Here is an 11,732-nt window from a genome sequence, read left to right as displayed (position 1 = left end):
CGCCCGCAGGTAAGAAAGAAAGGTACATGAGTGATACTGCTGTTCGGTTGTTAAGCCGGGAGGACATCCTCCAGTATTCGCAGACTGTCTGCGACGGCCTCAGGGACGATGATGACGCCGTCCGCCGGGAAGTCCTGACCCACGCCGGAAATCGCTGGTCGCTTGGCGTCATTCATACGCTTGGCGTGTATGGGCAGCTTCGCCATACGGAAATCGGTCGGCGCATGCATGGAATCACGCAGCGAATGCTCACGCGCACGCTTCGCCATCTCGAACGGGACGGACTGGTGGTACGCCATGACTTCGAGGAGGTTGTCCCCCACGTCGAATACGCCCTGTCCGAAACCGGTCTGGAAATGCTGGTGCGGATGGTTCCTCTCTGGACATGGATCGTAGAGAATGTGGACAGTTTCCGCGCGGCGCGGAATGCGTTTGACCGGGTCTCTGCCGAAAGAGCAGACATCTTCGCCCCCGAAAAAGGATGAACTGCGGAAGGCTGATCGGCCTTTGCCTCCTGCACCACGGCAAACGTCTGCTGCTCCCTCAGCATAGGGGCCAAGCAGATAATATCTCCGAGAATCCACAACAAAAGAACGTTATTTTTCCCACCGCATAACCATCATGCACAAAACGCATGTGAAAAAAGATTGCTGTATGACGAATGACCGACTAAGTTGGATCCAACGCGCCGATTTGCTTCTCAGCTTGCGGGCGCTTGATAAATGCGGCTAAAGCGAGGGGCTTTTCGGATATCCGTTTTGCACCGCTTTACCGTAAGGGAAAGCGGTTTTTTTGTTTGTCCGGGTGTCGCCATGATCCGTCTGAGTTCCGTCGAAAAAACCTACCCCGCCCGCCGGGGAACACCGCCGCACACTGCCCTGAAAGGGGTGAGCCTGTCCGTCGGTAAGGGGGAGATTTTCGGTATCATCGGCCGGTCCGGCGCGGGCAAATCAACCCTGCTGCGCACCATCAACCTGCTGGAACGGCCGACCGCCGGAACGGTGGAGGTGGAAGGCCGCGATGTCACCGCCCTGCCCACCCGTGACCTGCCGCTGTTCCGCCGCCGTATCGGCATGGTGTTTCAGCATTTTAACCTGCTGTCCTCGCGCACGGTCTATGACAACGTTGCCCTGCCGCTGGAACTGGCCGGGGCCAGCAAGGCTGAGATCGCCGCTGCGGTTGACCCGCTGCTGCCCCTCGTCGGGCTGGCTGACAAGCGTGACCGTTACCCGGCGGAACTGTCGGGGGGGCAGAAGCAGCGCGTCGGCATCGCCCGTGCCCTGTCCAGCTCGCCGCAGGTTCTGCTGTGTGACGAGGTGACATCGGCGCTGGACCCCGAAACCACCCGCCAGATTCTGGCCCTGCTGAAAACCATCAACCGCCGCCTGAACCTGACCATGGTGGTCATCACCCACGAAATGGATGTGGTGCGCCTGCTGTGTGACCGCGTGGCGGTGATGGATCACGGGGAAATCATTGAAACCGGCGTCACCGCCGACGTGTTTGCCAACCCGGCGCATCCGGTCACCCAGTCAATGCTGCACGAACTGCACAGCCTTGACAGCCTGATCGACGCCGACCTGTCCGCCGAAGAGGTGCTGTGATGCTGTCCGCCATTCTGCCGCTGCTGCTCAATGCCACGCTGGAAACCCTGTACATGGTTTCCGTGGCGCTGGTGATCAGCCTGCTGATCGGCGGGCCGCTGGGGATCCTGCTCGCCACCTCCCGCCGGGGGGAACTGTTCGAGGCCCCGCTGTTCCAGCTGATCGCCGGACCGGTTATCAACGCGGCCCGTTCCATCCCCTTCATCATTCTGGCCGTGGCCATCATCCCCTTCACCCGACTGGTGGCAGGCACATCAATCGGCACCAGCGCCGCAATCGTGCCGCTGACCGTCGCCGCCGTACCGTTTCTGGCCCGGATTGTCGAAGGCGCAGTGCGAGAGGTTGACAGCGGACTGATCGAAGCGGCACAGGCCATGGGCGCCCGCCCGTGGCAGGTGGTGGCCAAGGTGCTGCTGCCCGAAGCCCTGCCCGGGCTGATCCATGGCATCACCCTCGCCGCGGTGGCAATGATCGGTTATTCGGCCATGGTCGGGGCCGTCGGCGGCGGCGGTCTGGGTGACCTTGGCATCCGCTATGGGTATCAGCGGTTCCGTCCCGACATGATGATCGCGGTGGTGATCACCCTGATCGTGGTGGTGCAGGGCGTGCAGATGCTGGGTGACTGGCTGGCCCGTAAAGCCGACAAGCGCAATATCTGACCCTTTCCCCCTCTTTTCATCCCCCACTGGCTCTCAGGAGTTATCCGATGCGTCTTCTGTCCACGCTGGCGGCCGCTGCCGCCCTGGCGACCCTGACTGTCGCCCCGGTTTTTGCGAAAGAGATCAAGCTGGGTGTCACCACCGGCGTACATGAGCAGGTGGCCGAAAAGGTCGCCGAGATCATCAAGGCCAAGGGTCACACCCTGAAAATCGTCGCCTTCAGCGATTACGTGCTGCCCAATCAGGCGCTGGCCGACGGTGATCTGGACGCCAACAGCTTCCAGCACAAGCCGTACCTCGACCGCCAGAAGAAAGACCGCAACTTTGACCTGACCATCGTCGGTGCCAGCTTTGTCGCCCCGATGGCCGTGTACTCCGATAAGATCAAGGCGCTGACCGATCTGAAGGCCGGTGACTCGGTGGCAATCCCCAACGATCCGTCCAACGGTGGCCGCGCCCTGCTGCTGCTGGCCAAGCTGGGCCTGATCGAAGTGGATGCCAAGGCAGGCCTGACCCCGGGTGCCGCCGATATCACCAAGAACCCGAAGAACCTGAAGATCGTCGAGCTGGACGCTGCCCAGCTGCCGCGTTCCCTGCCCGACGTGACGCTGGCGGCCATCAACACCAACTACGCGCTGGAAGCCAAACTCAATCCGACCAAGGATTCCATCGCCCGCGAAGACGCCGACAGCCCCTATGCCAATGTGATCGTGGTGCAGGGCAAGAACCAGTCCGAAGGCTGGGTGAAGGATCTGGTCGCCGCGTACAACGACCCGGCGATCCGCACCTTCATCACCGATGACCTGAAGGGTGCCGTGGTTCCGGCCTTCTGATCAACCTGTCTCAGAGTACCGGCGCGGGGACAGCATTCCCCGCACCGGCCCAACAGCAAAAAAGGAAACGACCGATGCGTCTTCTCTCCACTCTCGCCGCTGCTGCGGTCTCCGCCGTTCTGATCGCCGCCCCGGCGGTCGCAAAGGAAATCAAGCTGGGTGTCTCCGCCGGGTCGCATGAGCAGGTGGCCGAAAAGGTCGCCGAGATCATCAAGGCCAAGGGCCATACCCTGAAGATCGTCACCTTCAACGATTACATTCTGCCGAATCAGGCGCTGGCCTCGGGCGATCTGGATGCCAACAGCTTCCAGCACGTGCCGTATCTGGATCAGCAGAAGAAGGACCGTGGCTACGACCTGACCGTCGTCGGCACCAACTTCGTCGAGCCGATGGGCGTGTATTCCAAGAAGATCAAGACTCTGGCCGACCTGAAGTCGGGCGATTCCGTCGCGATCCCTAACGATCCGTCCAACGGGGGCCGCGCCCTGCTGCTGCTGGCCAAAAGCGGCCTGATTGAAGTGGACCCGAAGACCGGTCTGACCCCGGGTGCCGCCGACATCACCAAAAACCCGAAGGGCCTGAAGTTCGTCGAGCTGGACGCCGCCCAGCTGCCGCGCTCCCTGCCCGACGTGACCGCCGCCGCAATCAACACCAACTATGCGCTGGAAGCCGGTCTGAACCCGCTGAAGGACTCGCTGGTGATCGAAGACGCCAAGAGCCCGTACGCCAACATCGTCGTCGTTCAGACCAAGGACAAAGACGCCGCCTGGGTGAAGGATCTGGTGGCCGCCTATCAGAACGATCAGGTCCGCGCCTTCATCCTCGACACCTTCAAGGGTGCTGTCGTTCCGGCGTTCTGATCGCCTGATCCGGCTGAAAAGACAGAAAGGGTGGCAGCCTGCGAGCTGTCACCCTTTTTTCTTTGAATTTCAGGGATACATCAGGGGGGAGGCGTCAGTGCCGCCGGACGGTCGCCACATCCCGGCCCTGCATCAGACGGGTGCCGTCACTGACCCAGCCGACCTCATCGTCCAGCCCCCATTCCCCCTGAGCGGCGGTGCGCAGCAGAACCGCCAGCAGGCGGTGGGCATCGCCCCGGGTCAGGGGCAGCATCACGGCCCGGCTTTCACCGCCGAACAGGCGCAGATCAAACCGGCCTTCCTGCGGGGTGACATCTATCCGGGTCATCAGCACCGTATCAGCGGCAGGGGTCACAGTGGGCTCCGCCGGGACCGGAGCTGTTTCCGGGTCTGTCGCCGGGTCCGGCACGGGCGGGGGGGGCACAGCGGGAACCGGCACGCTCTGGCCGGGCACCACCGGCACCGCACCGGACGTCAGGGCGCTGGCCTCGCGGTCCCGTGCCAGCGCGGCCTGATCATTCAGGGCATCCAGATGCTCAAACAACACCATCGCCTGCCGCTGGGCGTCGGTGACGCCACCCGCCGGGGCTGTCACCGCCAGCAGAGAGCCAAACTGCTGCAAAAAGGCCCGGGTCAGCCGACGGGTCAGCCACAGATGATGCGATCCCCCGGCCTGATCGAGGCACCGGACCAAAATCCGGTCTTCCATCTGGCTGAAGGCAAAATCAATGCTGGTGGCGAGCAGAACCTCTGCGGTCATCCCCGTTGTCTCACTCCTGCGGCATGGTCCGGCGCGGTGGCGGGCCTTTTCCGTTACCCCTGTGTAGCCCAGCCCCCCGGCCCTGTACAGTCGCCGCCGCCGGTTATCCCCATCTGTTTTGCCCCCGGCGTTTTCCCCGTCGCGCCGGTGGAAAAACCGGGTAGCATGGCCCGATGATGAGAGCATCGCCACCCCTTGGATCCCTGCCGCCCCCCCCACCCCGCTCGCTGCGGCGCACCATTGCCGTGCCGGTGATCGGCCTTGGCCTGTTGCTGGCCGTGATTGCCGGGGCGGTGGTCGGTACCGCGCTTTATCTGCGCCAGCTCGACCGGGTTCAGGATGAAATCAGCGCGGTGATTGAAACCAACCGCGATCCGCTGTCCTTCGCCACCTGGGGCGGGGACCGGGCAATGATCGGGATGATCCTGACCGCCATCAACGCCCACCCCTATATCACCGCCTCGCAGCTGGAAGCCGACTATATCGGCCCGGTTAACATCGGCACCCCGGCGCGGGAGCCGATGCGGCAGGAGGCGGCGCTGTACTGGACCATTGACGGCCAGACCACCCGGATCGGCTTTCTGACAGTCACGGCGGATCTGGCTGATATCCGCGATCTGCTGATCGGGCAGCTGGCGGCAGTGGCAGCGGTTGTGACTGCGGTGGTGGTCGGCATGGCCGGGCTGCTGCTGGTCTTTCTGCAACGGGTGGTGGCCCGACCGACCGAACGGCTGGCCGAACAGGCGCTGGCCTTCAGCAGCCGCAGCCCGGCGGAAATCGCCAGCTTTGATTTCCATCAGAACAAAGACGGTGCCCCGGTGCGCATGGCCCGGGAGCATACGGCGCTGGTGGCAGCCCTCGACCGGGTCCGTCTGCATCTGGGGGATACCCTGACCCGCCTGCACGACAGCGAAGACCGCTACCGCGCCGCCTTTGCCGGGGCCCGGGATGGCCTGTGGGACTGGCACCCCGGCAGCCCGGAGGTCTATCTGTCCGCCCGCGCCCTGACCATTCTGGGGCTGGACGCAGCCAATGGCGAAGGGCGTACCGTTGCAACCAGTCGGGTGATGGGCTGTCTGGCCGCCACCCACCGGGCGGCGGTTCTTGACGCCGTGGACCGCCACCGCCGGGGCGAAACCCCGGCGCTGGAAGTGCGCTGCCCGCTGGAAGCCCATGGCACCGGCCCCCGCCGCTGGGTGGAGTTCCGCGGGAAAGGGCTGCGGGGCGGGCGGCGCGACGGCACGCTGGTCCGTATTGCCGGATCCCTGACGGACATCACCGAGCGTGTGGAGGCGGAAAACCGCCTGACCCAGATGCGGCAGGCCGAGTTGGTCGGACAGATGAGCAGCGGCCTTGCCCATGATTTCAACAACCTGCTGACACTGGTGCTGTTCAACCTGGATGTGTTGAAAACCCGCTTCGACGGCATCCTCGATCCCCGGGATGAGCAGCTTCTGGATGATGCCGTGGCAGCCGGGCGGCAGGGCCGCGATCTGGTTAATCAACTGCTGCTGTTCGCCCGCCGCCGCGATCCGGTCAAAATACGCCTGAACCTACCCGACAGTCTGGCGCAGGTCGGGCGGATGGTCGGGCGGTCCCTGCCCGCCACGGTACGGCTGTTGACCGCTGGCGCGACCCCGGAGCCCCAGACAGACACCGGTCTGTGGATTGATGCCGACCCCACCCAGCTGGAAAGTGCGGTCGTCAACCTGATCCTGAACGCCCGTGATGCCCTGCCTGCCGGTGGGGGAGAGATCACCGTCTCCGCCCGGCCCGATGGCCCCGACCGGGTCCTGCTGGAAATCGCCGATACCGGCTGCGGCATGCCTGCCGCTGTGCTGGAACAGGCGGCCACCCCGTTTTTCACCACCAAGCCGGTGGGACAGGGCACCGGGCTGGGCCTGAGCATGGTCGCCGCCTTTGCGGAAGCGGCTGGCGGCACCCTGTCCATCGACAGTCAGCCCGGGGCTGGCACCCGGGTCCGCCTCAGCTTTCCCCGCCGCAGCCCGCCGGACAGCCCGCCATCGGTCACGGTGCCCGGCCCGCTGCCGCAGGGGGAGGGAGAGCATCTTCTGGTGGTGGAGGATGAAGCCCCGTTGCTCCAGACAGTGGCGGAAACGGCGCGGGAACTGGGCTACCGCGTCAGTACCGCCGCCACCGCCGCCGAAGCCCGGCGGATCTTCACCCGGCTGACGCAGATGCAGGATGCCCCGGCACTGGTCCTGACCGACATCACCATGCCCCCGGAGAGCACCACCGGGCCGGTACCGGATACCGGAGTCGATCTGGCCGACTGGCTGACCCGCCAGCCTGAGCCGCCCCGCATTCTGCTGATGACCGCCGCCGGTCAGCCTGAACCGCACCTGCTGCGGGTCTGCGGCAGCCCCAGCAGCCCATGGCCTATTCTGCCCAAGCCTTTCCTGCCCGCCGATCTGGCCAACGCCCTGCACCGGATCCGGACTGCATCGCGCACCACACCATAAGCTAGCAGCGCGGCGTTTTTGTTTGTCACCGCTGCATCCCCCCAATACTGTATACAAAAAGTGCGATCTCGTATGGGAGGGATCAGATCAATGACCGCCACGGTATCAGCCGTTGATGACGGCCTCTATGACTTCATTATTGTCGGGGCAGGAACCGCCGGATGCGTGCTGGCCAACCGCCTGAGCGAAAACCCCGCCCATCGCGTCCTGCTGCTGGAAGCCGGATCCCGGGATACCTATCCATGGATTCACATCCCGATCGGGTATCTGTTCTGCATGAACAATCCGCGCACCGACTGGATGATGAAGACCGAGCCCGATCCCGGCCTGAACGGGCGCAGCCTGAACTATCCGCGCGGCAAGGTCCTCGGGGGCTGTTCCTCGATCAACGGCATGATCTACATGCGCGGGCAGGCCCGCGACTACGATCACTGGCGGCAGCTTGGCAATCCCGGCTGGGGCTGGGAGGATATCCTGCCCTATTTCCGCAAGTCCGAAGACCACTATGCCGGGGCAACCCCGCTGCACGGCAGTGGCGGAGAATGGCGGGTGGAAAAGCAGCGCCTGTCCTGGGATATCCTCGATTCCTTCGTCAAAGCCGCTGAAGAACTCGGGATTCCCCCGACCGCTGATTTCAACTCCGGCACCAATGAAGGGGCAGGATACTTCGAGGTCAACCAGCGCGGCGGCGTGCGGTGGAATACCAGTAAGGCCTTCCTGCGCCCGGCGGAAGGACGGCCCAACCTGCGGGTCATCACACAGGCCCTGACCACCGGCCTGACGCTGGACGGCAGCCGCATCACCGGTGTCACCTACACAGTCAACGGGCAGGCCCGTCAGGCCCGGGCCGGGGCAGAGGTGGTGCTGGCAGCCGGGGCGATCAACTCCCCCAAACTGTTGGAGCTGTCCGGGATCGGCCAGCCTGACCGGCTTCAGGGGCATGGTATTTCCGTCCGTCACGCCCTGCCGGGAGTGGGCGAAAACCTGCAGGATCACCTGCAGATCCGCACCGTATTCCGCATTGAAAACGGCAAAACGCTGAACGAAATAGCCAACAGCCTGTTCGGAAAAGCCAAAATCGGTCTGCAATATCTGCTGACCCGCAGCGGCCCGCTGTCGATGGCCCCCAGCCAGCTCGGCATCTTCACCCGCAGCGGGCCAGAAGTGGCAACCCCGGATCTGGAATATCACGTCCAGCCGCTGTCAACCAACAAGTTGGGGGAACCGCTGCACCCCTTCCCGGCGGTGACCGCGTCAGTCTGCAATCTGCGCCCCGACAGCCGCGGTCATGTCCACATCAGCTCTACCGATCCGGCCCGGCAGCCATCGATTTTCGCCAATTACCTGTCGGCACCGTCAGACCGGCGCATTGCGGCGGACTCCATCCGCCTGACCCGGCGACTGATGGCAACACAGGCGCTGGCCCGCTATCGTCCGCAGGAGATGTTACCCGGCCCGCAGATTGCCAGCGATGACGATCTGGCCACCGCAGCCGGCAATATCGCCACCACGATTTTCCATCCGGTGGGCACCTGCAAAATGGGGGATGATCCTTTGGCTGTCACCGACGCCCGGCTGCGGGTGCATGGTCTGCACGGCCTGCGGATTGTCGATGCATCGGTGATGCCGACAATCCCATCCGGCAACACCAACTCCCCGGTGATCATGATTGCCGAAAAAGCGGCAGACATGATGGCCGAAGACCTGCGTCCGCAATGACCGCACCCCGGCGCACCGTTCTGGTTCTGGGGGGTACCGGGGAAGGCTACGCCCTGGCTGAAGCCCTGCAGGATCATCCCCGCTGGCGGTGCTTAAGCTCGCTGGCCGGTCGGACCCGCAGCCCCCGCCTGCCTGCCGGAGACTCCCGCAGCGGTGGCTTCGGGGGCCCCGAAGGACTGGCGGCATTCCTCCGCACGGAAGGGATTGCGGCGGTCATTGACGCGACTCACCCCTTCGCCCGGCGGATGGGGTGGAACGCTGCGGCGGCCTGCACAGAGCAGGGTCTTCCCCTGTTACGGCTGGACCGACCGGCCTGGCAGGCCGGACCGGAGGACCGCTGGCATGAGGTCACAGACTGGGATCAGGCGGTTGCGGTGCTGCGACGCCTGCGCACGGGCCGGGCATTTCTGGCTCTGGGCCGTCAGGAGGTCGCCGCTTTTACCCCGTTGACCACCTGCCATTTTGTCATCCGCGCCGTTGACCTGCCGGATCCACCGCCCACCTTTGCCGCTGCCGAATGGATTCTGGCCCGGGGACCGTTTTCACAGGCAGAGGAAGAAGCCCTGCTGCGTCACCACGGCATCGAAGCCGTGGTCTGCAAAAACAGCGGTGGCCCGATGGACGGCAAACTTGCCGCCGCCCGCAGGCTGGGAATACCGGTGGTGATGCTGCAACGGCCTGCCCGCCCGCAGACCGCCCGCGCCGCAACGGTGGCAGAGGCCCTGACATGGCTGGAGGCGGCAGGGTAATCCCGCCGCCTCCGGCACACTCAGCGGGACAGAACCCCGCACACGTTATAGCGCGCGGATATCGTGGAAGAAGCTGTCAACCTTCGCCTTCAGGGTTTCCGCCTGTCGGGCGAGCTCAACCGCAGCCCCCAGCACCTGTGCGGCACTGTCCCCGGTTTCCCGCGCCCCTTCGGTCACGTTGGTGACGCTGCTGGATACATCCTGCGTCCCCTGCGCCGCCTCGGCGACATTGCGGGCGATTTCACGGGTGGAATCCCCCTGCTGCTCAACTGCCTGCGAGATATCCCCGGCCAGCGTATTGACCCGGGTGATCACCCCAGCAATGCCCTGAATGGCCTGCACCGTCTCATTGGAGACTGACTGGATTTCCCCGATCTGGGCGGCAATGTCACCGGTGGCCTTGGCGGTCTGGTTGGCAAGGCTTTTCACCTCATTCGCCACAACAGCAAAGCCTTTTCCGGCTTCTCCGGCCCGCGCCGCCTCGATGGTGGCGTTCAGCGCCAGCAGGTTGGTCTGGCTGGCGATATCATTGATCAGGCCGACAATCTGACTGATACGGTCCGTGGCCTGCACCAGTGACCGAACGGTCTGATCGGTGCGTGCTGCTGCCTCCATCGCCTGCTCCGCCACCTGCCGCGATTCTCCGGCATTGTCAGCGATATGGGCAATCGACCGGACCAGCATGTCGGTGGAAGACGCCACGCTTTTCACGTTGACCGAGGCCTGCTCGGTCGCCGCCGCCGCCGTGGTCGCATCCCCGGCAGAACGATGGGCGGTGGCCTGAAGGGACTGGGCGGTGGCTTCCAGCTCCGTCGCCGCCGAGGTCACCAATTCCAGCACCTGCAGCATGTCGCGGTCGAAGGCCGCAATCAGCTGTTCCATCCGTTGGGTGCGCTGTTCCCGCGCCCGGCTGGCATCAGCCTGTTCCGCCTCCAGCCGCTGACGCTCCAGCGCATGATCCCGGAACACCTGCACGGCAGAGGCCATTGCCCCAACCTCATCCTCACGCTCCAGACCGGGGATCTGCGTCTGCAGGTCACCATCCGCCAGACGCCGCATTGCGGCGGTCATGCCGGTGACCGGCAATGCCACCACCCGCTTCAGGGCCTGCTGCATCAGGATGATCAGCAGCAGCGCCCCCACCACGGCAGCAATCACCGCAGCAAGGCGGAAGGTGGTCAGCGAGGCATACGCAAGATCCTCATCCACCACCACGGCCAGAGACCACTGGGTCCCGGGGACAGTCAACGGTGCGAACCGCACCATTACCGGGCGGCCATTCTGAACGCTATGGGTGGTGGCGGTGCCGATCACCGGCGTGTTCTGCGGGAAGAGATCAGTCAGGGTTTTGGTCGCCTGCGCCGGATCCGGATGCATCAGGACAGTGCCTTTGGCGTCAACCACAAAGGCATACCCCAGCCCGCCCAGCGTGATGCTCTGCAGCATCTCGCCCAACGCCTTGACCGTAAAGTTACCGCCCGCGACCGCGACCACTTTACCGTCCTGTATCACCGGGACAGCGGCAGTCATCACCAGCTGTTTGGTGGCCGCCTGCACAAAGGGCGGTACCACCACCTGTGTTTTGACCCCTGCGGCCAGCGTGTACCACGGACGCGTACGGGGATCAAAACCCGGCGGCAGAGTCGGGAGAGGCCAGGCCGTAAAGACACCGCTGTCACGGCCGATATAGACCGTCTCGAAGGTTTCCGTCAGGACTTTGGCTTTCAGAAACGCCTCAACGGCTTTCTCGTCAGAGACGCTGCCCTGCGTCTCGGCAATCGTCCGGATCAGCCGGGTCCGGGCCTCTAGCCAGTCACTCAGACCGGCAGCGGCACCCCGACCGGTACTTTCAAGCGACGCCTCAAGCTCGGCTTCTATCTGTGTTCTCTGATAACGGTCGAGATAAATCGAAAAGGCAGCAAAAATCACCAAAACCATTACAACCATTATCATTAATATTCTGGTCATAATACTCTTGCGGGCACCCCCCGGCACCCCGCTGCCAACCCCATGTGCGGCCATTCTGAAACTCCCTCTGTCTCCGCCCCCCCTTTGATCAGTCGGA

General features: G+C 64.1%; 9 protein-coding genes and 1 pseudogene. 8 read left to right on the top strand and 2 right to left on the bottom strand.

Annotated features, from left to right (window positions below):
* Positions 1-26 precede the first annotated feature (26 nt).
* From G365_RS0110720 to G365_RS0110700, 5 genes and pseudogenes are all read left to right on the top strand, one after another.
* On the top strand, positions 27-485 hold the full coding sequence (locus G365_RS0110720) for a winged helix-turn-helix transcriptional regulator (protein WP_019645526.1): 459 nt from the start codon (positions 27-29) through the stop codon (positions 483-485).
* A gap of 327 nt (positions 486-812) precedes the next feature.
* Positions 813-1,562: pseudogene (locus G365_RS0110715) on the top strand (methionine ABC transporter ATP-binding protein); the annotation flags it as partial.
* A gap of 41 nt (positions 1,563-1,603) precedes the next feature.
* Positions 1,604-2,263 carry a methionine ABC transporter permease gene (locus tag G365_RS0110710; protein ID WP_019645524.1) on the top strand — a complete coding sequence of 220 codons (660 nt, stop codon included), beginning with the start codon at positions 1,604-1,606 and terminating at the stop codon, positions 2,261-2,263.
* Positions 2,264-2,310: 47 nt separating this feature from the next.
* Complete coding sequence (locus tag G365_RS0110705; protein WP_019645523.1) at positions 2,311-3,096, top strand: MetQ/NlpA family ABC transporter substrate-binding protein; 786 nt, start codon at positions 2,311-2,313, stop codon at positions 3,094-3,096.
* Between the two features lie 74 nt (positions 3,097-3,170).
* A complete protein-coding gene (locus tag G365_RS0110700) occupies positions 3,171-3,956 on the top strand; it encodes a MetQ/NlpA family ABC transporter substrate-binding protein (protein ID WP_019645522.1) in 786 nt (261 codons plus the stop codon).
* Between the two features lie 94 nt (positions 3,957-4,050).
* Here the strand turns inward: G365_RS0110700 and G365_RS0110695 are convergent, their stop codons facing one another.
* Positions 4,051-4,716 carry a hypothetical protein gene (locus tag G365_RS0110695; protein ID WP_019645521.1) on the bottom strand — a complete coding sequence of 222 codons (666 nt, stop codon included), beginning with the start codon at positions 4,714-4,716 and terminating at the stop codon, positions 4,051-4,053.
* A 173-nt stretch (positions 4,717-4,889) separates the two neighbouring features.
* Between G365_RS0110695 and G365_RS0110690 the strand changes: the two genes are divergently transcribed.
* The 3 genes from G365_RS0110690 (at position 4,890) to G365_RS0110680 (ending at position 9,667) form a co-directional block, all read left to right on the top strand.
* The gene (locus G365_RS0110690) at positions 4,890-7,199 is read left to right on the top strand and encodes a hybrid sensor histidine kinase/response regulator (protein WP_081628517.1); all 2,310 of its coding nucleotides are present in this window, start codon (positions 4,890-4,892) and stop codon (positions 7,197-7,199) included.
* 90 nt (positions 7,200-7,289) lie between these two features.
* Positions 7,290-8,918 (top strand): GMC family oxidoreductase, encoded by a 1,629-nt coding sequence (locus G365_RS0110685; protein WP_019645519.1) that lies wholly within the window; start codon positions 7,290-7,292, stop codon positions 8,916-8,918.
* Positions 8,915-9,667 (top strand): cobalt-precorrin-6A reductase, encoded by a 753-nt coding sequence (locus G365_RS0110680; protein WP_019645518.1) that lies wholly within the window; start codon positions 8,915-8,917, stop codon positions 9,665-9,667. Before G365_RS0110685 ends, G365_RS0110680 begins: the two co-directional genes overlap by 4 nt.
* Positions 9,668-9,712: 45 nt before the next feature.
* Here the strand turns inward: G365_RS0110680 and G365_RS0110675 are convergent, their stop codons facing one another.
* Positions 9,713-11,614, bottom strand: coding sequence for a methyl-accepting chemotaxis protein (locus G365_RS0110675; protein WP_245554736.1), 1,902 nt, complete (start codon positions 11,612-11,614; stop codon positions 9,713-9,715).
* Positions 11,615-11,732: the final 118 nt, after the last annotated feature.

Origin of the sequence: Novispirillum itersonii subsp. itersonii ATCC 12639 (assembly GCF_000381985.1) — a bacterium.
GTDB classification, from domain to species: domain Bacteria; phylum Pseudomonadota; class Alphaproteobacteria; order Rhodospirillales; family Rhodospirillaceae; genus Novispirillum; species Novispirillum itersonii.
This window is presented reverse-complemented; position numbering and strand designations above follow the sequence as displayed.

Coding starts and splice junctions, on each gene's coding strand:
- G365_RS0110720 (WP_019645526.1), top strand. CDS start 27: ATGAGTGATACTGCTGTTCGGTTGTTAAGCCGGGAGGACATCCTCCAG.
- G365_RS0110710 (WP_019645524.1), top strand. CDS start 1,604: ATGCTGTCCGCCATTCTGCCGCTGCTGCTCAATGCCACGCTGGAAACC.
- G365_RS0110705 (WP_019645523.1), top strand. CDS start 2,311: ATGCGTCTTCTGTCCACGCTGGCGGCCGCTGCCGCCCTGGCGACCCTG.
- G365_RS0110700 (WP_019645522.1), top strand. CDS start 3,171: ATGCGTCTTCTCTCCACTCTCGCCGCTGCTGCGGTCTCCGCCGTTCTG.
- G365_RS0110695 (WP_019645521.1), bottom strand. CDS start 4,716: ATGACCGCAGAGGTTCTGCTCGCCACCAGCATTGATTTTGCCTTCAGC.
- G365_RS0110690 (WP_081628517.1), top strand. CDS start 4,890: ATGATGAGAGCATCGCCACCCCTTGGATCCCTGCCGCCCCCCCCACCC.
- G365_RS0110685 (WP_019645519.1), top strand. CDS start 7,290: ATGACCGCCACGGTATCAGCCGTTGATGACGGCCTCTATGACTTCATT.
- G365_RS0110680 (WP_019645518.1), top strand. CDS start 8,915: ATGACCGCACCCCGGCGCACCGTTCTGGTTCTGGGGGGTACCGGGGAA.
- G365_RS0110675 (WP_245554736.1), bottom strand. CDS start 11,614: ATGGTTGTAATGGTTTTGGTGATTTTTGCTGCCTTTTCGATTTATCTC.